Annotated in this window: 19 protein-coding genes and 1 tRNA gene; 16 read left to right on the top strand and 4 right to left on the bottom strand. The window is 67.2% G+C overall.

Features of this window, described 5'->3' with window-relative positions; all coding sequences use genetic code 11:
• The first annotated feature begins 21 nt into the window (after positions 1–21).
• Positions 22–106 (top strand) — tRNA-Tyr (locus VGN82_RS25500).
• A gap of 146 nt (positions 107–252) precedes the next feature.
• Here the strand turns inward: VGN82_RS25500 and VGN82_RS25505 are convergent.
• Positions 253–1,518: an ROK family transcriptional regulator gene (locus tag VGN82_RS25505; RefSeq protein ID WP_327529865.1), complete on the bottom strand. Its 1,266-nt coding sequence runs from the start codon at positions 1,516–1,518 to the stop codon at positions 253–255.
• 175 nt (positions 1,519–1,693) lie between these two features.
• Between VGN82_RS25505 and VGN82_RS25510 the strand changes: the two genes are divergently transcribed.
• The 13 genes from VGN82_RS25510 to VGN82_RS25570 all read left to right on the top strand — a co-directional run bounded on the left by VGN82_RS25510 (position 1,694) and on the right by VGN82_RS25570 (position 14,529).
• Positions 1,694–2,953 carry an extracellular solute-binding protein gene (locus VGN82_RS25510; RefSeq protein ID WP_327529866.1) on the top strand — a complete coding sequence of 420 codons (1,260 nt, stop codon included), beginning with the start codon at positions 1,694–1,696 and terminating at the stop codon, positions 2,951–2,953.
• A 31-nt stretch (positions 2,954–2,984) separates the two neighbouring features.
• Positions 2,985–3,926, top strand: a complete 942-nt coding sequence (locus VGN82_RS25515; RefSeq protein WP_327529867.1) for a carbohydrate ABC transporter permease — start codon at positions 2,985–2,987, stop codon at positions 3,924–3,926.
• Complete coding sequence (locus VGN82_RS25520; protein WP_327529868.1) at positions 3,926–4,768, top strand: carbohydrate ABC transporter permease; 843 nt, start codon at positions 3,926–3,928, stop codon at positions 4,766–4,768. Before VGN82_RS25515 ends, VGN82_RS25520 begins: the two co-directional genes overlap by 1 nt.
• A 5-nt stretch (positions 4,769–4,773) precedes the next feature.
• Positions 4,774–6,291, top strand: coding sequence for an argininosuccinate lyase (locus VGN82_RS25525; protein WP_327529869.1), 1,518 nt, complete (start codon positions 4,774–4,776; stop codon positions 6,289–6,291).
• Positions 6,291–7,367 (top strand): ABC transporter ATP-binding protein, encoded by a 1,077-nt coding sequence (locus VGN82_RS25530; RefSeq protein ID WP_327529870.1) that lies wholly within the window; start codon positions 6,291–6,293, stop codon positions 7,365–7,367. The genes VGN82_RS25525 and VGN82_RS25530 overlap by 1 nt, the downstream gene beginning before the upstream one ends.
• Positions 7,364–8,311 carry a carbohydrate kinase family protein gene (locus tag VGN82_RS25535; RefSeq protein WP_327529871.1) on the top strand — a complete coding sequence of 316 codons (948 nt, stop codon included), beginning with the start codon at positions 7,364–7,366 and terminating at the stop codon, positions 8,309–8,311. The genes VGN82_RS25530 and VGN82_RS25535 overlap by 4 nt, the downstream gene beginning before the upstream one ends.
• Complete coding sequence (locus tag VGN82_RS25540) at positions 8,304–9,329, top strand: SIS domain-containing protein (protein WP_327529872.1); 1,026 nt, start codon at positions 8,304–8,306, stop codon at positions 9,327–9,329. The genes VGN82_RS25535 and VGN82_RS25540 overlap by 8 nt, the downstream gene beginning before the upstream one ends.
• A gap of 111 nt (positions 9,330–9,440) precedes the next feature.
• Positions 9,441–9,884, top strand: a complete 444-nt coding sequence (locus VGN82_RS25545; RefSeq protein WP_327529873.1) for an Lrp/AsnC family transcriptional regulator — start codon at positions 9,441–9,443, stop codon at positions 9,882–9,884.
• Between the two features lie 219 nt (positions 9,885–10,103).
• Positions 10,104–11,234 (top strand): saccharopine dehydrogenase family protein, encoded by a 1,131-nt coding sequence (locus VGN82_RS25550; protein ID WP_327529874.1) that lies wholly within the window; start codon positions 10,104–10,106, stop codon positions 11,232–11,234.
• A gap of 130 nt (positions 11,235–11,364) precedes the next feature.
• A complete protein-coding gene (locus tag VGN82_RS25555; RefSeq protein ID WP_327529875.1) occupies positions 11,365–12,120 on the top strand; it encodes an SDR family NAD(P)-dependent oxidoreductase in 756 nt (251 codons plus the stop codon).
• A gap of 164 nt (positions 12,121–12,284) precedes the next feature.
• Positions 12,285–12,788, top strand: coding sequence for a hypothetical protein (locus VGN82_RS25560; protein WP_327529876.1), 504 nt, complete (start codon positions 12,285–12,287; stop codon positions 12,786–12,788).
• A gap of 16 nt (positions 12,789–12,804) precedes the next feature.
• Positions 12,805–13,437, top strand: coding sequence for a L,D-transpeptidase (locus VGN82_RS25565; RefSeq protein ID WP_327529877.1), 633 nt, complete (start codon positions 12,805–12,807; stop codon positions 13,435–13,437).
• 57 nt (positions 13,438–13,494) lie between these two features.
• The gene (locus VGN82_RS25570; RefSeq protein ID WP_327529878.1) at positions 13,495–14,529 is read left to right on the top strand and encodes an amino acid ABC transporter substrate-binding protein; all 1,035 of its coding nucleotides are present in this window, start codon (positions 13,495–13,497) and stop codon (positions 14,527–14,529) included.
• 20 nt (positions 14,530–14,549) lie between these two features.
• On the opposite strand, the gene nanR is transcribed toward VGN82_RS25570, so the two are convergent.
• The 3 genes from nanR to VGN82_RS25585 are packed head-to-tail and all read right to left on the bottom strand — an operon-like array spanning position 14,550 to position 17,954.
• Entirely contained in the window at positions 14,550–15,275 is a 726-nt protein-coding gene (nanR, locus tag VGN82_RS25575) for a transcriptional regulator NanR (protein WP_327529879.1), read from the bottom strand.
• 28 nt (positions 15,276–15,303) lie between these two features.
• Entirely contained in the window at positions 15,304–16,680 is a 1,377-nt protein-coding gene (locus tag VGN82_RS25580) for a four-carbon acid sugar kinase family protein (RefSeq protein WP_327529880.1), read from the bottom strand.
• Complete coding sequence (locus VGN82_RS25585; RefSeq protein WP_327529881.1) at positions 16,677–17,954, bottom strand: ribulose-bisphosphate carboxylase large subunit family protein; 1,278 nt, start codon at positions 17,952–17,954, stop codon at positions 16,677–16,679. Before VGN82_RS25585 ends, VGN82_RS25580 begins: the two co-directional genes overlap by 4 nt.
• Positions 17,955–18,051: 97 nt before the next feature.
• Between VGN82_RS25585 and VGN82_RS25590 the strand changes: the two genes are divergently transcribed.
• Together VGN82_RS25590 and VGN82_RS25595 are read left to right on the top strand one after the other, a co-directional pair.
• Entirely contained in the window at positions 18,052–18,879 is an 828-nt protein-coding gene (locus VGN82_RS25590) for a phosphogluconate dehydrogenase C-terminal domain-containing protein (protein ID WP_327529882.1), read from the top strand.
• Between the two features lie 102 nt (positions 18,880–18,981).
• Positions 18,982–21,561, top strand: a complete 2,580-nt coding sequence (locus VGN82_RS25595; RefSeq protein ID WP_327529883.1) for a heavy metal translocating P-type ATPase — start codon at positions 18,982–18,984, stop codon at positions 21,559–21,561.
• Positions 21,562–21,612 lie beyond the last annotated feature (51 nt).

Below are 21,612 nucleotides of genomic sequence, written 5' to 3' on the forward strand. Positions count from 1 at the left end.
CTGGCCGCAAGCGGCGCGGGCGGGGGAATGTCCCGAGCGGCAAAGGGGGCGGACTGTAAATCCGCTGGCTATGCCTTCGCAGGTTCGAGTCCTGCTTCCCCCACCATCCCAATCAGAACTGTGAAGTCACGTCGCGCCAGGCGGCACGGCTTCGCAGTTTCTTCTCGGCGCCAAGCCGCCCTTTCCAAATTTCCAGTCTCTTCCACGACGATGGCACGGTCCCATCGGACCGGACGATCTTCGTGCGCCTGATCAGACCGCGGGTCCCGTCCCGTCGGCCGTCGCCTCGTCCTGAACCAGGGCCACGCGGTCGAGTTTCGGGGTGATGGTGTCGAGCAGGGGCAGGGCTGCCGCGCCGAGCGCCGCTGTCAGGCGCCCTGTCGCACCGCGCTGTACGCGGGGGATCGTTCGGCCCGGGCGGTTGGCGACGGAGATCGGCTGCGGCGACATCGCGGCGATCAGTGCATCGATGACGCCCTCGGGCATGCCGCCGCCGAGAATCACCGTCTCGGGATCGAACAGATTCTCCAGCATCGCGATGACCGGCGCGAGCAGCCCCGCAGCCTGCTCGATCCAGCCGAGGAGGGCCGGGTGCCCCTGACCGTAGAGCTTCGTGATCTCGTCGGGCTCAAGATTCGCGACCCCAGCCGCTCGCAATGTCTCGGTCAGCGCGTGGACCGAGGCGTAGCGCTCGAGGCAGCCCTCTTGACCGCAGGCGCAGGCGAGGCCGCGCAATACCACCGGGATATGGCCGATCTCGCCGGCATTGCCGAAAGCGCCGCGATAGGGCTGGCCGGCGATGATCACGCCGAGACCCAGGCCCGCGCCAAAATAGATCTGGCAGAAATGCCGAAGATTGCGCCCGAGCCCATGCAGATGCTCGCCGACGGCCGCTGCCGTCGCGTCATTCTCGATCGTCACGGGCGTGCCCAGCGCCTCGGTCAGGAGCTGTCCAGCATCCTGCCCTGCCCAGCCGGGCAGGGGTGACGAGCCGACTGAGCTCATGCCCTCGACCTCGAAGGGACCCGGCATCACCACGCCGCAGCCGAGCAGGCGCTTCGGCAGGCCGGCTGCGCCGCGTGCCTGTGCCAGTTCCGTCGCGGCCAGCCTCTGGACACCCTCGATCGTCACATCGCCGAGCGGCGCGATGCGCTGCGCCCTGATCTTGCCCGCGAGATCGACGAGCACCGTCGTGATGTGGTCGGTGGCTATCTCTACCCCTGCGGTCATGCCGCCATCGGGGTTGACCGCGAGCTCGACCGGGGGCTGGCCGCGCGCCGTACGCCGCCGCCCCTGTTCCACCAGGAAGCCTTCCGCAACCAGCTCCGCGACGATGTTCGAAACCGCCTGGGCCGTCAGCCGCGTCAGCGCGGCGATGTCGGAGCGGCCGAGCAGGCCGTGCTGTCGAACCGTCTCCAGCACGACGCGGCGGTTGTGGCTGCGCGTCCGTTCCGGATTGGTCCCCACGGCGACGCTGCGCGAGGGCGGAGGTGACGGTGGCTGACGGTGATGAGGCATGAGTGGCAGGTGAGCTTGCGGAAGGTCAGCCTGCGCCGGCAATTAATCCAACTCAAGTGAATTAATCGGTTGACAGCGAGGTGACGGCGGGATGACGATCATGGCCGAGCGTCCTCAATGCCGGGCTCGATGGCTGCGGCAGGGGCAGGGCGTCGCCAGAACAGGGGAGAGGGTCATGCGCGGCTTTCGCGGAATGCTGTTGGGTCTGATGGTTTCTGTCGGCGCGATCGCCGGCGCGAAGGCCCAGACCGTCGAGATCGAGTACTGGCAGTACGTCTTCGACGCGCGCGTCAAGGCGATGAACGAGCTGATCAAGCGCTTCGAGGCCGCCAACCCGACCATCAAGGTCAAGCAGACGACCTTCCCCTACGCCGACTACCAGACCAAGATCGCCGCGGCGATGCCGGCCGGCCAGGGCCCGGACGTCGTGCAGCTCTTCTATGGCTGGCTCGACAATTTCGTCGGCGCGAAGTTCATCCAGCCGCTGCCACGCGACGCCTTTCCGCCGGCGATGATCGAGAAGGACTTCTATCCGATCGTCTCCGCGATGAAGCGTGACGGCGAGTATTACGCGCTGCCGACCGCGGTGCGTTCGCTCGCGCTGTTCTACAACAAGAAGCTGTTCCAGGAGGCCGGGCTCGACCCGAATACGCCGCCCAAGACCGTCGAGGAACTGCTCGACATGGCCAAGAAGACGACCAAGCGCGACGGCGCCGGCAACATGCTCTCCGCCGGCATCACGCTCGATTTCCCCGGCCAGGACTATCATTGGTGGCGCGAGACGCTGCTGCGCCAGAATGGCGGCCAGCCTTATAGCGACGACAACAAGACCGTGACCTACAACAGCGAGGCCGGCGCCAAGTCGCTGAACTGGTATGCGGATCTCCAGCGCACCCACAAGGTCGGCCAGGTCGGCTTCATGGACGAGGGCCAGGCCGCCTTCCGCGCCGGCCGCGCCGCGATGACCATCGACGGCTCTTTCCGTCTCGGCGCCTTCGGCGGCATCAAGGCCTTCGAATGGGGCGTCGCCGAGCTCCCGGCCTCGGCCGACGGCAAGAAGGCGAATTTCGCCAGCTACTGGGTCAACGCCATCACCACCAAGCCGACCGGCGAGAAGCTGGAAGCTGCCAAGAAGTTCCTCGCCTTCGTGACCACGCCCGAGGCGATGCAGCTCTGGCTCGAGACCGTCGGCGAATTGCCGGCGCGCAAGGAAGCAGCCGAGACCGAGAAGAACCTGAACCACCCGGTCTACGGGCCGTTCCTCAAGGCGCTCGGCTATTCGCACGCCACGGTCTTCGTCGACGAGATGGCTCAGCGCCAGGTCTCGCTCGACATGATCAACCGCGTGCTCCTGCAGAACCAGGATGCCAAGGCGGCCCTCGCTGACGCCGCCAAGGCCGAGCAGGCCATCCTCGACCGCTTCTACAAGAAGTGATGCGGACCGGACGCCGGATCGGGTTGTCGCGATGAACGTCTCTTCGTCTCGTGTCGATGCGCGGTCCGGCGCCCGCCTCTGGTCGGGCCTCGGCATGCGCCAGAAGCAGGTCCTCTGGGCCTGGTCGTTCCTGGCAGTGCCGGTGCTGTTCTATGCGGTGGTGCGCTTCTATCCGACGCTGGAAGCGTTCTGGATCGCCACCACCAACTGGAACCTGCTGACCAAGCCCTCATTCATCGGGATGGCGAATTTCAAGCGGCTCATGGCCGATCCCGTGTTCTGGCAGGTCTTCCGCAACACGGCGCTCTATCTCCTGTTGGGCACCCCGATCAGCCTGCTGCTCGCCTTTATCATCGCCTATCACCTCGACCGGGTGCGCTTCCTGCACGGCTTCATACGGGCGCTGTATTTCCTGCCGTTCCTGACGACGGCAGCGGCGATGGCCTGGGTCTGGCGCTGGTTCTACCAGCCGGTGCCGATCGGCCTGTTCAACAACATCCTGGCCTGGCTCGGCATCGCCCAGCAGCCCTTCCTGCGCTCGACCACGCAATCGCTGCCTGCCGTTCTGGCGCCTGCCATCTGGGCGGGGCTCGGCTTCCAGGTCGTGATCTTCATGGCCGGTCTGCGCGCGATCCCGACGACCTATTACGAGGCCGCCCGCATCGATGGCGTCTCCAACTGGACGATCCTGCGCCGGATCACCCTGCCGCTGCTCAAGCCGACGATCGTCTTCCTGGTCGTCTTCTCGTCGATCGGATTCCTGCGGATCTTCGATCAGGTCTACAACATGACCAGCCAGACGAGCAGCGATCCCGGCGGGCCGCTGAATGCGACCAAGCCGCTCGTGCTGATGATCTACCAGACGGCCTTCTCCTCCTTCGACATGGGTTATGCCGCGGCCCAGACCGTCGTGCTCTTCCTCGTGCTGCTCGCCGTCTCGCTGCTGCAGCTCCGGCTGCTGAGGGACCGTTGATGAGCGCTCTTGCATCCCCCATGGCGCTGCGCTTCGAGCCCGGCCGCGTCATTGCCTGGCTGCTGCTCTTCGGCGGCGGCCTGCTGATGGTGACGCCGCTCGCCTTCATGTTCGCGACCTCGCTGAAGGATTCCTCCGAGATCTACGATCTCGCCTTCTTCCCAGCGCATCCGACGCTCGAGAACTACGTCACGGTGCTGTCAGACGGCCGCTTCCTGCGCTGGTTCCTGAATTCCTTCGGCATTGCGACGGTGGTGACGCTGTCCAACGTCTTCTTCGACAGCCTCGTCGGCTACACCCTGGCCAAGTTCCAGTTCCGCGGTCGCTATCTCGTCTTCATCGCGATTCTCTCGACGCTGATGATCCCGACCGAGATGCTGGTCATCCCCTGGTATGTCATGGCCAAGAACTTCGGCTGGCTCGACAGCTATTGGGGCATCATGTTCCCGGGCATGATGACGGCCTTCGGCACCTTCCTGATGAAGCAGTTCTTTGAGACAGTCCCGAACGATTTCCTTGAAGCCGCGCGCATCGACGGCCTCAACGAATTCGCGATCTTCTGGCGCATCGCGCTGCCGCTGGTGACGCCCGCGCTCTCGGCGCTCGCGATCTTCACCTTCCTGAGCAACTGGACCGCCTTTATCTGGCCGCTGATCGTGACCACGAGCAAGGAGCTCTACACGCTCCCCGTCGGCCTCACGAGCTTTGCGGTGGAATCGCAGGTCCAGTGGGAGCTGATCATGACCGGTGCCGCGCTCGCGACGCTGCCGACGCTGACCGTCTTCCTGCTGCTCCAGCGCTACATCGTGCGCGGCGTCGTGCTCGCCGGGCTCAAGGGCTGATCCAGATGACCAAGCATGACGATCCCAGGGCGCGCGACGCGTCCGTCTTTCCCGATCCGGTCTACAAGGAGACCGTGCTGCGCCCGCTCTTTGACGGGGCGAAGACGCACCATGTCGAGGGCTTCCGCGCCATCGACCGCGCCCATCTCGTCATGCTGGCCGAGACCGGCATCCTGCCGCGCGCAACCGCAGGCCGGATCGCCCGCGCGCTGTCCGAGATCGATGCGCAGATCGACCCGGCCGCGTTGAGCTACACCGGCGAAGTCGAGGATTTCTTCTTCCTGATCGAGGCGGAGCTGAAGAAGCGCCTGCCTGCCGACGACACCGGCCGCCTCCACACCGGCCGCTCGCGCAACGACATCGACCACACCCTGTTCAAGCTCGCCCTGAAGCCGAAGCTGGACCGGCTCGCGGCCAAGCTGCGCGCGCTGATCATGGCCACGCTTGGCCTCGCCGAGCGCGAGAAGGCGACGCTGATCGTCGCCTACACGCATGGCCAGCCGGCGCAACCGACGACCTTCGGGCATTATCTCGCTGCTGCCATCGAGGTGATGCTGCGCGATCATGAGCGGCTTGTGCAGGCGCGCCAGCTGCTCGATCTCTCGCCGATGGGGGCGGCTGCGATCACGACCTCCGGGTTCCCGCTCGATCGGGCGCGCGTCGCCCATCTGCTCGGCTTCTCCGCGCCCTTGCAGAACTCCTATGGCTGCATTGCCGCAATCGACTACGTCACCGCGACCTACTCGGCGGTCGAGCTCGTCTTCCTGCATCTCGGCCGGCTGATCCAGGACCTTCAGGTCTGGACGGCCTTCGAGGTCGGCCAGCTCTATGTCCCCAACGCCTTCGTGCAGATCTCCTCGATCATGCCGCAGAAGCGCAACCCGGTGCCGATCGAGCATCTGCGCCACCTCGCGTCGCAGAGCGTGGCGCGGGCGCGGCTGGTGCGGGACGTCGTCCACAACACGCCCTTCACCGACATGAACGACGCCGAAGGCGAGACCAACGAGGCCGGCTACCAGGCTTTCGCCACCGGTGAGCGCGTGCTCGATTTGCTGGCGGCCCTGCTGCCCTCGATGAGTGTCGACGGCCGGAGGGTCGCCGAGAACATCCGGCGCTCCTGCATCACCATCACCGAGCTCGCCGACACGCTGGTGCGCCAGGAGGGCCTTTCCTTCCGCGCGGCCCATGAGATCGCAGCCGATGTGGCGCGGGCCATCGTGGCGAAGGATGGGGACCTGCCGCGCGACGGTTTCGGGCCTTTCGCCGAGGCGTTCCGCAGGCATGCCGGCCGCGAGCCGGCTCTGACGCCGGGCGAGTTCGCGCAGGCGGTCTCGCCCGAGCATTTCGTCGCCGTGCGCGAGCGTTTCGGAGGTCCCGGACCGCAGGCGTTGGCAGCGGCACTGGCGAGCTATCGCGAGGCACTCGACGCGGCCGAGCGCGCGGCGACGGCGGTTGCGGCGCGCGAGGCCTCGGCGCGGCATGAACTCGATGCCGCCTTTGCTGATCTGATGGGAGCGGCCTGATGGCTGGAATCGAGCTTCAAGGCCTGGTCAAGCGCTACGGCAAGACGCAGGTCGTCCACGGCATCGATCTCACGATCGCCGATGGCGAGTTCATCGTCTTCGTCGGTCCGTCCGGCTGCGGCAAGTCGACGACGCTGCGCATGATCGCGGGCCTCGAGGAGATCGACGGCGGGACGATCTCGATCGGCGGGCGGGCGGTGAACCGGCTCGAGCCGAAGGAGCGGAACATCGCCATGGTGTTCCAGAACTACGCGATTTACCCGCATATGAGCGTCGCCGAGAACATCGGCTTCGGATTGTATACCTCCAAGCTCGACAAGGCCGAGAAGCGTCGCCGCGTCGAGGAGACCGGGCGCATCCTCGGGCTGGAGGCGCTGCTGGAGCGCAAGCCTTCGGCGTTGTCGGGTGGCCAGCGCCAGCGCGTCGCCATCGGCCGTGCCATGGTGCGCGATCCCGCCGCCTTCCTCTTCGACGAGCCGCTCTCCAATCTCGACGCGCAGTTGCGCGCCCAAATGCGTCTCGAGATCAAGCGCCTGCACCAGCGCCTCGGTCGCACCATCGTCTTCGTCACGCATGATCAGGTCGAGGCGATGACGCTGGCCGACCGCATCGTGGTGATGCGCGACGGCCGCATCCTGCAGGTCGGTGCGCCGATGGAGCTCTATGAGAAGCCGGCCGATGTCTTCACGGCGCGCTTCATCGGTTCGCCGACGATGAACCTGCTTCCGGCGAAGGCTGCGACGTCGGCGGGGGCCACGACGCTCACCCTCGGCGACCAGGCGGTTGTCCTGCCTTCTGCCAGGGGGCCAGTCCCGGCCGACCTCCTCGTCGGCGTTCGGCCGCAGCAATTGCGGGTGCTGGCCGCAGATGAGCCGGCCGACCTCGTCCTGAGCGGCGCCGTGGCTGTGATCGAGCCGCTGGGCTCCGAGACCTTCGTGCATGTCGAACATGGCGGGGGTCTCATCCTGGCCTCGGCTTCCACCAAGACGCCGCCAGCCGTGGGCGAGACCGTGCGCCTTGGTGCGCCCGTCTCGGCACTGACCCTGTTCGATGCCGCGAGCGAGCGCGCGCTATGAGCGCGGAACGACATCTCGTCGTCAGTATCGGTCGGCTCTATTGCGACATCGTCTTCCGGGGCCTCGACGCGCTGCCGCAACTCGGCGAGGAGCGGTTCGCGCGCGAGGTCTCGGTGGTGCCGGGCGGCGGCGGCTTCATCACGGCGGCACATCTGGCCTCGCTCGGCGCGTCGGCGGCCTTGCTCTCGCGCGTCGGCACCGACCCGCTCTCCGATGTGATCGCGCCTGCTTTGGCCGAGAGCGGCGTCGAGCTGCGCTGGCTCGAACGTGCGCCTGACGCCGGCCCGCAGCCGACGGTGGTGATGGTGCAGGGCGGCGAGCGCGCCTTCCTGTCCCGGAGAGCTGGCACCGCCCGCCCCGCGACGTTGCAGGCGGCGCTGGCCGATCCTGCCGTGCGCCACCTTCACATCGCCGAATTCGCAACACTCGCCGAGATCCCGGACCTCGTCGCATCCGCCAAGCAAGCCGGCCTGACGATCTCGCTCGATCCAAGCTGGGACGATGCCTGGATCCGCGACCCCGAGCTCGTCCGGCGCGCTGCCGGTACCGACATATTCCTGCCGAATGCGGCGGAGGCACGCGCCATTGCTGGCTGCGAGGACCTCGATCAGGCCGGCCGCAGGCTCGCACAGCACTTCCCGCTGGTCGTCATCAAGGATGGCGACCAGGGTGCACGGCTGTACGGGTGCGAGCCGAGCCTCGCTCTGCCGGCGCCACAGGGCGGGCCGGTACTCGACACAACGGGGGCAGGCGACGCTTTCAACGCCGGCTTCCTGACGGCGTGGCTTGCGGGCCGGTCGCCGGCACGCTCCCTCGCGGAGGGGATCGCATGCGGCACCCTTTCGGTTCAGGGTGTAGGCGGTGCCGGCGTCAGGCTGTCGCGCGAGCGCGTCGCCGAAATCAGCCAGGACCTGCTCGCAAACCATGATCGCGTCGATGCCTGAAGCCCTTCTGACCCGCGAAGCCGCCGAAGCTGCCGATATCGCCGCCGGCCAGTTCGCGGCCAACTCGGAGACGGTGGAAGCGCTGGCGGAACGCCTGCGCCGCAAGCCGCCAACTTTCGTGGCGACATGCGCACGCGGCTCGTCGGACCATGCCGCGACCTATGGCAAGTACCTCATCGAGCGCACGCTCGGCCTTCCGGTCGCCTCGCTCGGGCCGAGCCTCGCCTCGGTCTATGGCGGCAGCCTCGATCTCTCGGGCGCCCTCTTCATCGCGGTCTCGCAATCCGGCCGCAGCCCCGATGCGCTGCGGCTGACGGAAGCGGCGAAGCGCGGCGGCGCGCTCGTGGTGGGCTTCGTCAACGACGAGGCGTCCCCGCTTGCCGAGCTCGTGGACGTGCTGGTGCCGCTCCATGCCGGAGCGGAACAGAGCGTTGCTGCGACCAAGACCTTCCTTGCGACCTGCATCGCCTTCCTGCATCTCGTCTCGGCCTGGAGCGAGGATCCGGCGCTGCGGTCCGCCCTGGAGCGGGCACCACGGCTTCTCACCGAGGCTGGCGCTTGCGACTGGTCGACCCCACTGGCTGCTTTGCGTCAGGTTTCTAGCCTCTATGTCATCGGCCGCGGACTCGGGCTGGGCATCGCCCAGGAAATGGCGCTGAAGTTCAAGGAAACCTGCCGTATCCACGCCGAGGCCTTCAGCGCCGCCGAAGTGCTGCATGGGCCGATGGCTCTTGCGGGCCCCGGCTTTCCGGTGCTTGTGCTCGATCCGGCGGATGAGGGGAGTGAAAGCACGCTCTCGGTCGCCGCAGCCTTTGCGGGGTTCGGCGGCGCCGTCGCCTATGCCGGCGAGGGAGCGCCAGCCACCACTGCCTTGCCGATGCCGCCCGACGTTCCCGCCGCGCTGGCGCCGCTGGTTCAGGTGCGCGCCTTCTATGGCGGTGTCGCTGCGCTCGCCGTCGCCCGCGGGCTGGATCCCGACAGGCCGCCGCATCTCCGGAAGGTCACGCAGACCCTGTAGATCGAGGTTGTCCGCTCGCGAGGAAACGCTTGGCGAGAGTGCCGCTGTTTCCAATCGCACTGGATTGTTTTACCTGCGTATCCGAGCAAAATCAGCGAGGGATGCAGGTCAATGGCCAGGCCGTCGGATGCCCGAAAAGATCAAGAACTGATCAATATCCTGACCGCCAATGCGCGCATTCCCTTGGCGGAGGTCGCAAAGGCACTCGGGGTTTCGCGTGCGACCGTGCAGGGGCGCCTTAGCCGGCTCGAGCGGGAGGGGGCGATCGTCGGCTATACGACGGTGCTCGGCAAGGACGACGCGCACAACACCACACTCTCGGCGATCATCATGGTCGAGCTCGAGGTCAAGCAGCAGGCCAACGTGATCGCGTCGCTGCGGAAAAGATCCGAGGTCATTCAATGCTATACGCTGAGCGGGCCTTTCGACCTCTTCGTCAAGATCCGCTGCACGACCTCGACGCATCTCGACGAAATCATCGACTGGATCGCGGAGATGGAAGGCGTTCGCCGCACGACCTCCTCCATCCTTCTGGCCCGCAAGTTCGAGCGGTGATCGGCCAGCGGAAGCTGGCGCTCCAAGCTCCCCGGAGCGGGCGCGCGCCCGGGGCATTTATAGTTTTCCTATAAAATCGCGCATTCCCCCTCATAATGCGCTGATACTCCTGCGCAGTTCGTCGTTCTGAAACTTTATGCCGCCGCCGGGCTCCCGAATAACCAAAGGGTGAGACCGGGGAGAGGGACACCTCGGGGCGGTGAATTCGGAGACGGGACGATGAAGACGGAAACCAAGCGCACCGCAGTGCTCGGCGCCGGGCAGATTGGCGTGATCATTGCCGGAATGCTCGCCAAGCAGGGCCATCAGGTCACCCTTGCCGACGCGGCGCCGGACCAGCTTGCCCTGGCGGCGGGGCAGGGCTTTGCGACCGAGACGGTCGACGCGTCCGATCTCGAGCGGCTGCGCGTCTTCCTGACTGATCGCGACATCGTCGTCAGCGCCTGTCCGTATTTCCTGAACAAGGGCATCGCCCGCATCGCGGTCGAGACCGGGACGCATTATTTCGACCTGACCGAAGATGTCGCGACGACCGCCTACATCAAGGAAATCGGGGGCGGTGCGAATGTCGCGCTGGTGCCGCAATGCGGGCTTGCGCCGGGCTTCATCTGCATCCTGGGCGCCGACATGGCGGCGCGCTTCGACACGGTGAAGACGATCAAGATGCGCGTCGGCGCGCTGCCGCTCTATCCGACCAATGCGCTGCGCTACAACGTCACCTGGTCGGTGGACGGGCTGATCAACGAATACTGCAATCCCTGCGAGATCGTCTTCGACGGCCAGCCGATCCTGGTGCCGGCGCTCGAAGGGCTGGAAGGCGTGATGATCGACGGCGTCGCCTATGAGGCGTTCAACACCTCGGGCGGGCTCGGCACGCTGACCGAGACGCTGGCCGGCAAGGTCCGCGACATGAGCTACAAGACGCTGCGCTATCCCGGCCATGCCGAGATCATGAAGCTCCTGCTGCGCGGCCTCGATCTGGCTGGCGACAAGGAGACGATGCGGCGCATCCTCAAGCAAGCCGCGCCCTTCACGCGCAAGGATGTGGTCGTGATCTTCGTCACCGGCATCGGCGAGAAGGCCGGGCGCCTGGAGGAGGACAGCGTCGTCCTGCGCTATGACGGCAACGAGGAGATGAGCGCGATCCAGCTCACCACCGCCGCCGGCTGCGTCGCCATGGTCGAGCTTTTCCTGGCTGGCAAGCTGCCGCAGGCAGGATTCGTGCGGCAGGAGGACGCTTCGCTGCGCGACTTCCTCGCCACCCGGGCGGGCTCGCGCCTGGCGCAGGAAACGCGCGGCGCCGACCAGGCCAAGCTCGATTTTGCCGAGGAAACCCGAAACGCCGCTTGATCCGCGCGCGCTTTATCTATCAAGAGTTTAGGGCGGGATCCTGTCAGGTTGATTCAACTTGGCCGGGTCCTGCTCCAGCAAGCCGCGGACTCGCCGCGGAGGAGCCAAGCAGCGAGAGGGGATCATCCGCATGGCCGAGCTCCAGCGTGTCTATCTGATCACCGGGGCGGCGAGCGGCATCGGGCGGGCGACCGCGCGGCTGCTGGCCGCGCCCGGCATCGGGCTGATGCTTCACACCCGTGGCAATGCGGAGGGGCTGGATGACGTCGCCTCTCATGCACGGGAGCGGGGGGCGAGCGTCGCGACCTGCCTCGGCGACCTCGGCGAGGACGGCGTCGCCGAACGGGCGGTGGCGACAGCGGCGGAGGCCTTCGGCAGGCTCGACGCTTTGATCCCGGTTGCGGGCGCGGCCTATCGCGGCGGCCCCATGGCGATGCTCGACGACGATCTTCGCCGGGTGATGGACGAGGCGGTGATCGCCTTCCTGCGCCTTGTGCGCAAGGCCAAGCCGCTGCTCGCGACGGCGACCGATGCGCGCGTCGTCGCGACCTCTTCATTCACCGCACATGTCCTGCGCAACGATCTCGATGCGTTCGCGGCCACGGCGACCAGCCGGGCGGCACTGGAGGCGCTGGTTCGGCTCCTGTCGCGCGAGCTGGCGGCGGACGGCATCACCGTGAATGCAGTCGCGCCCGGCCTGATTCGCAAGGATGAGGGACGCGGCAGCAAGCTTTCCCCCGAGGCAATCGCGCGGATGGAAGGCATCATTCCAATCGGCCGACGCGGCCGGCCGGAGGAGGTCGCGGCGGTGATCGCCTTCCTGGCCTCGCCGGCTGCCTCCTACGTCACCGGCCAGGTCTGGCACGTCGATGGCGGGCTCACGTAAGCGGCCTCGGCGTCAACGTCTTCGCGAGCACTGATACGGACCAATCCGCGTATCCGGCCTCCGCCGTGGTCAGAAGGGCGATTGCCCTCCCGGCAAAACCATGCCCTATTTCCCTCGCTGTCGGTCGAAATAGCGCCAGGTCAAGCCTGCACGGGGGGTGGATGGTGTCGAGCAGAGACAAGTACAAGCATTGGCATTCGGCGGCCGGTCCGCTCTTCGCCCTGGGTGTCGCGATGACGCTGGGCGGTTGCCTATCCGGCGGCGACGAAACGCGAGCGGGACAGACACAGGTGGCATCTGCGATCATGGCGCCGACCAATATCGGGCTCGACAAGCTGATCGGGAGCTGGGGCATCGCCTCCTTCCACACAGAGAAGGATCGCAAGCGCACCGAGGCGCAGGCCAAGGCTGGCTGCAATCAGCCCTATGTCATCAAGAAGGGCCCGGATGACGGCGTCATGATGCATGTCGCCGACGATGCCAAGATCTACGAGCTCCGGCTCAAGGCCGGTCCGGGCGGCAGAACCTTCCTCGGCTTCGAGGCGCCTGCCGGCGATCCGCAGGATCGCGAGATCCTGTCGGCCACGGATTCGATGCTGGTGATGCGCTTCGTCGATCCCGATGCCAATCGCCGCTACGGCACCTTCATCTATGCGCGCTGCCGTTGAGTTTGGAGAACCGATGATGACACGTTGGACAACCCTGCCGGCATTCGGACTGATGGGTGCGGCGCTGGTCGCGGGCCTTTCGATGGCATCGCCCGCCTTCGCGCAATCCCGGCCGCCGGCGGCGATTCAGGAGACTATGGACATCGGCGACGAGCCGGGCCGCGTCTCCACCGAAGAGGTTTCCATTACCGAAGGGCCCTATGCCCGTCAGATGGTGCTGTTTCGGTCCAATGAAGCGCCGGGAACCGTGATCATCCAGTCGGCGGAACGCTTCCTCTACATCGTGCAGGGGAACGGGCGTGCCCTGCGCTACGGCATCGGTGTCGGCCGCGAGGGCTTCCAGTGGTCCGGGCAGGTGCAGATCAGCCGCAAGGCGGAATGGCCGGATTGGCGTCCGCCGCCGGAGATGCTGCAGCGCCAGCCCTATCTGCCGCGCTTCATGGCCGGTGGCCCCGGCAACCCGATGGGCGCCCGCGCCCTTTATCTCGGCTCGACCGTGTTCCGCATCCACGGCACCAACCAGCCGGAGACCATCGGGCAGGCGATCTCGTCGGGCTGCTTCCGGCTCGCCAATGGCGATGTCGCCGATCTCTACGAGCGGGTGCCGCTCGGGACAAAGGTCATCATCCGCCACAAAGCCACATTGTAACGCAGGCGCCACCCGCGCAGCCGATGCCGGGCAGGCCAGGCCATGAGAGGACATGTCATGTCGAAGGCTTCACGTTTTCGCCTCCGTTCGCTCGGCCTCGCCGCCGGCGTGCTGGCGGTTGTCCTGTCGGCGCCGGCAGGGGCCGGCACGCTCGAGACGGTCAAGCAGCGGGGTACGCTCTCCTGCGGCGTCAGCGAGGGACTGAACGGCTTCTCCGAGAAGGATGCGCAGGGCCGGTGGGCCGGCTTCGACGTCGATTTCTGCCGTGCGCTCGCGGCGGCGGTGCTGGGCGATCCGCAGAAGGTCACCTTCACCCCGCTCACCGCCAGCCAGCGTTTCGATGCGCTGAAAGCTGGCCAGGTCGACCTGCTTTCGCGCAACTCCACCTGGACGCTCGGGCGCGAGGCGGAGCTTGGCCTCGCCTTTGCCGGCATCACCTATCATGACGGGCAGGGCTTCCTGGCGAAGCGCGCGCTCAAGGTCGATGGCGCGCTGGCGCTCGACAAGGCGAAGATCTGCGTCGAGGCCGGCACGACCACCCAGATCAATCTCGCCGACTTCTTCCGGGCCAATTCGATGACCTATGAGGAGAAGGCCTTTCCGAAGTCCTCCGAAGCCTTTGCTGCGTTCGAGTCAGGGCAGTGCGATGTGCTGACCCGCGACCAGTCCGCGCTCTATGGCGAGAGACTGAAGCTCGCCAAGCCCGCGGATGCGATCGTCCTGCCCGACGTGATTTCGAAGGAGCCGCTGGGGCCGGTTGTCCGCAGCGACGATTTCCCCTGGTTCACCGTGGTTAAATGGGTGAATTTCGCGCTGATCAACGCCGAGGAACTCGGGATTTCCGCGACGAATCTCGACGAGGCCCTGAAATCGCAGAAGCCCGATGTGCGCCGGTTCACCGGGGCCGAGGGCGGTTTCGGCAAGGCGCTCGGGCTCGATGCCGATTGGGCGGTCCGCGCGGTCAAGGCAACCGGAAGCTATGCCGAGATCTATGAGCGCAATCTCGGCACCGATACCAAGCTCGCCATCCCGCGCGCGCTCAATCAGCTCTGGAACACGGGTGGCGTGCTCTACGCGCCGCCGATGCGCTGAGGCGTGGCGGTCGCCTCGGCTCAGGGCCGGTTTTCGGTAAGCTCGTCTGTGGCGCCGCGCCGATAGAGCGCATTGGCGCGGTTGAGGTGGTCGGACATGGCCTGTGCCGCCTCGTCCGCGTCACCCGCCGCGATGGCGTCATAAATGCGCTGGTGCTCCTGCAGCGTCAGCCTCTCGGCCCCGGGCGCACGCACCAGCGTGCGGTAATAGGCGCCCAGCCAGGTCAGCATCGCCTCGACGATCGCCGGGAAGACCGGGTTGCCGCTCATCACGGCGATCTGGCGATGGAAGGCGATATCGCTCCTGAGGAAGTCATCGAGGCTGGCTTGGCGATGGTCGTCGAGCCTCGCGCGCAGCAGGGCCAGGGCGTCTGCATCGACCCGTTGTGCCGCGAGGCGCGCAACCCCGGCCTCCAGGAGGATGCGGGCCTCCTTGAGATGCTCAAGGGTCCGCGGCTCGACGCTGAGGAGATAGCGGGCGGCCTCCGCCATCTGGCCGACCATGGCCTCTGCGGTGGGCAGCAGCACGCGGGCGCGCTCGCCATGGCTGATGGTGACGATGCCCGAGCGTTCGAGTTGCTGCAGCGCCTCGCGGATCGCGGGCCGGCCGACGCCATAGGCATCCATCAGCTCGCGCTCCGAGGGCAGCTGCTCGCCCGGTGTGAACTCGCCCGCATTGATGCGCGTCATCAGGCGATCCAGCACCTCCTGGTAAAGCTTGCGGCGCGGGATCGGCTCTGTGCTCATGGCGTTACGGGCTCGCTCATTCGGTCCATCAGGGCAGGTTGGCCGGGCCGCCCGCCCGGACGGCCGAGAAATAGTCGGCGCCGCCGATCTGGCCGCCTTTCAGCGCCAGTTCAAGTCCATCGCGGGGGCTCTCGGCGGCATAGGCGCGGCACAGGGGCGAGCCCGGCGCGATCTCGGCGATGGCCGACAATGCATCGACGCCAAGCGCCAGAGTGGCGTGGCCGGAGGTGTCTCCGCCTGCGATGAGGGCGCGGGAGAGACCTGATTGGTCCAGCACGGCGCCCAAGATCGCGCCGAGACCCGCGCCGATCCTGTCATTGACATCCGCCATGCTGGCGCCGGCGCTGTTGCAAGCCTCGGACAGGGCCGGGACGGCCGGATCGTCGGGGCCTAGCGCGGTGAAGACCAATGGCGATGCGCCGCGGCCGAGCGCGACGAGCGCGGCGGATGTCGCCTGGCCGCATTCGGCCTGCCACGCCGCTGCATCGACCGCACGGGTGGCATCCAGCCGGATGGGGGCAAAGCCGTGGGCCTGCGCATGGTGAATCTGTCCTGCCGTCACTGGTGAACAGGAGCCCGAGACGACGGCGATGCGCTCGACCGGGTTCGCCCGTAGGGTTGGCGGGGAGCGCGGGATCAGGCCGGCCTCGCGCCAGTAGGCGACGAGCGCATATTCGATTCCTTGCGACCCAGCGACGAAACGGCAGGCCTCGCGGTTGCGCCAGATCAGGCTGCCTGCGGCGGCGAGGCTTGGCTCGTCTGCCCCGTCGAACAGGATGACGGGCGCGTCGTCGCCTTGCTGGGCGGCCAGAGCCGAGTGCGCCTCGCCCCGCTGGAGCGCCGGGAGGTCGATCAACCCAATCCGCCGTGCGGTCTGGCGCGCGAGGTGGCGGGCGAGATCGGCCTCGTCCATCGGGGTGACCGGGTGGCGCGCCATGACGGGATGGCGGTCAAGCCTGTGGCCGGTGCCGGCGACGACTGCGAAAAGATTGCCGAACAGCTGGTAGCGGCCGATGGCGGGCGCTGCGACGACGAGCGGCACCCATTCCGGGGCCAGCGCGGCGACGCCTAGATCGATGGCGCGGCCGATCGAACCGATCTGCGGTGCGGAATCGAAGGTCGAGCAGACCTTGTAGTGGATCAGCGGTGCGCCGATGCCGGCGAGCGCCTCGTAGATCGGCGGCAGCTGCTCATCCATCCATTCCGGGGATTTCGAGCGGGCGATACCGGCGATGCCGATGCAGCGCCGATCCGCGAAGGCCGCCAGCCGCTCGCGCGATGGCGGGCCGAGGAACATCACCGAATCCAGCCCGGCGAAGCTCATCACCTCCATCACGGCAGCCGAGCCGGTGAAGTCGTCGCCGTAGTAGGCGAGCAGCGGGCCGGGCGGCAGCGCCTCCGTCATCGATAACGGCCCAGCGCTGCGGCGAGGGCTGGACTGGCCTTGGCCTTCTCATTGAGAGCCACGCCAGCGACCGCCGCGTCCCAGGCATCGCGCAGGGCGGCAACGCCGGCGGCGGGGCCGTCCGGATGGGCGAGGATGCCGCCGCCAGCGGCGAAGATCAGATCGGTCGTACCCAGCGCGCGCCAGGTTCCTTCCGCCTGGCGGATGGTCTGGCCGGAGGAGAAGACCGGCATGATGGCGTCAGCGCGGTCGGTAAAGAGGGGCGCGAGGCATGCCTTCGCCGAGGCGATGACGCTGTCGTCCGGTTCGCTGAACTTGTTGGCGAGGCCGTTGACATGCATGTGGTCGGCGCCCGCCAGCCGCCAGAGCTTGTGCCAGGCGGTGTAGTCCCAGCCCAGGGCCGGGCTGCGTGAGAGATAGCCCCAGCCATTGCGATGGGCGTGGATCGGCAGTTGCGAGAAGCGACCGAGTTCGATCATGCCGACGAGGCCGACCGAGTTCAGGCTCGCCATGACGCAGGTGCCGCCGGCGCGCAGGACATGGTCATGGCGGCGCTTCATCTGGTCGAGATCGCCGGTCAGGTTGAAGGCGACCATGGTCTTGCGGCCGCTGCGATCGGCCTGGGCCTCGACCACGCGCATCACCGCATCGACGCGCGCCTCGAAAGGGCAGAGCGCGCCATCGGACTGCAGCTCGTCATCCTTGATGAAGTCGATCCCGGCGCGGCACAGCGTATCGACCAGCGCCGCCGTTTCCTCCGGCCCGAAGCCGACGCTTGGCTTGATGATCGTGCCGATCAGCGGACCGCTGGCGACACCTGCAAGTCGCCGTGTGCCGGCGATGCCGAAGCGTGGCCCGGCATAGGCCTCCGCGAAGGCGTTGGGCATGCGGATGTCGAGCAGCTTCAGGCCACTGACCTGCCGCAGCTCGAAGAGATTGCCGGCGACGGTCGCAACGAGGTTCGGCAGCGAGGCGCCGATAGTCCCGATCGGCCAGGACAGCGTAACCTTGGCCCGCCGATATCCATCCTTCGGGGCCGGCATGTCCGAGGTCGCGCCGGGCAGGGCTCGCCCGTCGGCGCGGTCGAGCAGTTCGAGGCGCTCGACGCGCGCGGCGGCACGCGCGGTCAGCTCGGGCGTCTCGCCGGGCACCGCGATGAAGGTGCCGCTCGACTGCTCGCCGGCCATCGCCTCGGCGGTACGGCGCGGGTCGCCCGGCGTCTCCAGCCAGTAGTCCGCCTCGACGCGCTGCCCCGTATCCACGGTCGTCTCCATCTCATCAAGCTCATGATGTCATCATACCAGATTGACAGCATGAAACGCGCATGGGATCAACTCATCATACCAGTTCAAGCCGATATGGAGATGCGAGATGACGGTGGTCGCCCTGTTCGGTGCCGGTGGAAAAATGGGCATGCGGCTCGGCCGCAACCTCGCCAAATCCCGCTTCACCACGCGCCATGTCGAGGTCAGCCCGGCTGGCCAGGAGCGGGTCCGCGAGGCCTTCGGGGTCGCCTGCGTCGATGCCGACAGCGCGATCCAGGGAGCCGAGGTCGTCGTTCTGGCCGTGCCCGATACGCATGTCGGGGCGGTGGCGACGACGCTGCTGCCGAAGCTCGCATCGGGCACGATCGTCGTCATCCTCGACGCCGCCGCGCCCCATGCCGGCCATCTGCCGGAGCGGGCGGACATCACCTATTTCGTGACGCATCCCTGCCATCCGCCGATCTTCAACGACGAGACCGACCCGGCCGCCAAGGCGGACCATTTCGGCGGCATCGCCGCCAAGCAGCATATCGTCAGCGCGCTGATGCAGGGGCCGGAGGAACATTATGCGCTGGGCGAGGAGGTCGCGCGGGCGATCTGGGCGCCGGTGATGCGCTCGCATCGCGTCACCGTCGAACAGATGGCGATCCTCGAGCCGGGGCTGTCGGAAACCGTCTGCGCGACGCTGCTGGATGCGATGCGCGAGGCGATGGAGGAGGCGATCGCCCGTGGTGTGCCGCGCGAGGCGGCGCGCGACTTCCTGCTCGGCCACATGAACATCCTCGCGGCTGTCACTTTCGAGCAGGTTCAGGGCGTGTTCTCGGACGCCTGCAACAAGGCGATCGTCTTCGGCAAGGAAACGATCCTCAAGCCGGACTGGAAGCGGCTGTTCGAGCCGGAGGAGATCGCGGCCAGCGTCCGCCGCATCACCTGAGACTTGTCGGTCTTCCCAAGCCCTTGACCTTCCCATCATGGGAAGCCCCATCTTGCCTTCCTATCTATAGGGCAGGGTTTGGGCATGGGTCTGGAAGGCGAGATGGTTGTCACCGAAGCAAGGGCGGTCAGCGAGGTCAAGGGCAGTGCACAGGCGGCACGAATCGTCATTCCCGTCGACGGGATGAGCTGCGCGTCCTGCGTCGGGCGTGTCGAGCAGGCTGTCTTGGCCGTGCCCGGTGTCGAGGCTGCCGCCGTCAATCTCGCGACCGGCCGCGCCAGCATCACGTTTGGCGAGGGCGGCGCGACGCGGCCCCTGCTCGATGCGATCCGCAAGGCCGGATACGAGCCGCGGGAGGAGACGGTCGACCTTGCCGTCGAGGGCATGAGTTGCGCCTCTTGCGTCGGTCGAGTCGAGCGAGCCTTGAAGGCTGTTCCGGGCGTTATCGACAGCACTGTCAATCTTGCCACCGGCCGCGCCCATGCGCGCTATGTCGGCGGTGCCGAGACGGTCGCCGCGATGAGCGCGGCGCTCGCTGAGGCCGGCTATCCGGGCAAGCCCATCATCGATGCCGCCGTGCAGACCGACCGCGACCGGGCGGTGCGGGAGGCGGAGCTGGCCGGATTGCGGCGCGCCCTGATCGTCGCCGCCATCGCAACGCTCCCGATCCTCGTGGTCGAGATGGGCGCGCATCTGTTCGACGGGCTGCACCATTGGCTGGCCGGCTCGATCGGCGAAGCCAATGTCCGCATCATGGCGTTCCTGCTGGCGAGCCTCGTCCAGTTCGGGCCCGGGCTGCAATTCTACCGCAAGGGCTGGCCGGCGCTGTTGCGCGGCGCGCCGGACATGAACTCGCTGGTCATGCTGGGGACGACCACGTCCTATCTCTATTCGGTGGTCTCGACCTTCATGCCGGCGCTGCTGCCGGCCGGGCTCGACTACACCTATTTCGAGGCGGGGGCGGTGATCGTCACCCTGGTGCTGTTCGGACGCTATGCGGAAGCCCGTGCGAAAGGACGCACCGGCGATGCGATCCGCCAATTGCTGACGCTGCAGGCCAAGACCGCGCGCACCCTGCGCGACGGGCGCGAACAGGATGTCCCCGTCGAAGAGGTCAGGTTTGGTGACGTCATCGTGGTCCGGCCGGGCGAGCGGCTGCCCGTGGATGGCGAAGTCGTCGACGGCTCGTCCTTCGTCGATGAATCGATGATCACCGGCGAGCCGATCCCGGTGCAGAAGGAGGCTGGCGATACGGTTATCGGCGGCACGGTCAACAAGACCGGCTCGTTCCGGTTCCGCGCGACCAAGATCGGCGCCGACACGCTGCTGGCCCAGATCGTCCGGACGATGGAGGCGGCGCAGGGCTCGAAGCTGCCGATCCAGGCGATCGTCGACAAGGTGACGATGTGGTTCGTGCCGGCGGTTATGGCCGCTGCACTCCTGACCTTCCTCGTCTGGATGGTGTTCGGGCCGAGCCCGGCGCTTTCGCTGGCCATCGTGAATGCGGTCGCGGTGCTGATCATCGCCTGCCCCTGTGCGATGGGGCTGGCGACGCCGACCTCGATCATGGTCGGCACCGGCAAGGCAGCCGAGATGGGCGTCCTGTTCCGGCGCGGCGAGGCTTTGCAGGCGCTGCGCGACGTCACGATCATCGCGCTCGACAAGACCGGGACGATCACGAGAGGTCGTCCGGAGCTCGCCGATATCGTCGTGGCGGACGGCTTTGCCGAGGATGAGGTGCTGCGCCTCGTCGCGGCGGCGGAGGCGGCTTCGGAGCATCCGATCGCCGAGGCCGTCGTCGCGGCGGCGCGGCAGCGCGGGTTGGCGGTCCCGCAGGCGAACGACTTCGCGGCCGAGCCGGGATTCGGGGTCTCGGCGATCGCGGAGGGGCGGGCGCTTCTGGTCGGGGCCGACAGGCTGATGGCGGAGAAGGGGATCGACATCTCGACCTTCGCGGCGGTGGCGGCGAGGTTGGGCGATCAGGGCCGGTCGCCGCTCTATGCAGCGATCGACGGGCGGCTCGCTGGTGTTTTCGCGGTGGCGGATACGCTGAAGGATACGAGTCCCGAGGCGTTGCAGGCGCTGCGGGCGCTGGGCATCCGTATCGTGATGATCACGGGCGACAATCGCCGCACGGCCGAGGCGATCGCCGCTGGCCTGCCGATCGACGAGGTGTTCGCTGAAGTCCTGCCGGCCGGCAAGGTCGAGGTGATCAAGCGGCTGCAGGCGGGTGGGGGCCGTGTTGCCTTCGTCGGCGACGGCATCAATGACGCCCCGGCACTGGCTCAGGCCGATGTCGGCCTCGCCATCGGCACCGGCACGGACATTGCCATCGAGAGCGCTGATGTCGTGCTGATGTCGGGCGATCTGCGCAATGTAGCGAATGCGGTCGCGCTGTCGCGGGCGACGATCCGCAACATCGCCGAGAACCTGTTCTGGGCCTTCGGCTATAATGCGGTGCTGATCCCGGTGGCGGCGGGCGTGCTCTATCCCGCCTACGGCATCCTGATGTCGCCGATGTTCGCCGGCCTCGCCATGGCGCTGTCCAGCGTCAGCGTGGTCGCCAACGCCTTGCGGCTGAAGCGTTTTCGCCCGCCGCTCGCGGCACATGCCAGCCGGGAGGCCGGCGCGCGGCCGGTCGCGTCCACCGGGCTGCGTCGATCGATCCAAGAAAGTGCTTGAACCTGTAGTCACTACAGGGATTATGGTCCGGACCGGTTCGAGACACAGAGC

Source organism: Allobosea sp. (assembly GCF_035999205.1).
Taxonomy (GTDB): Bacteria; Pseudomonadota; Alphaproteobacteria; order Rhizobiales; family Beijerinckiaceae; genus Allobosea.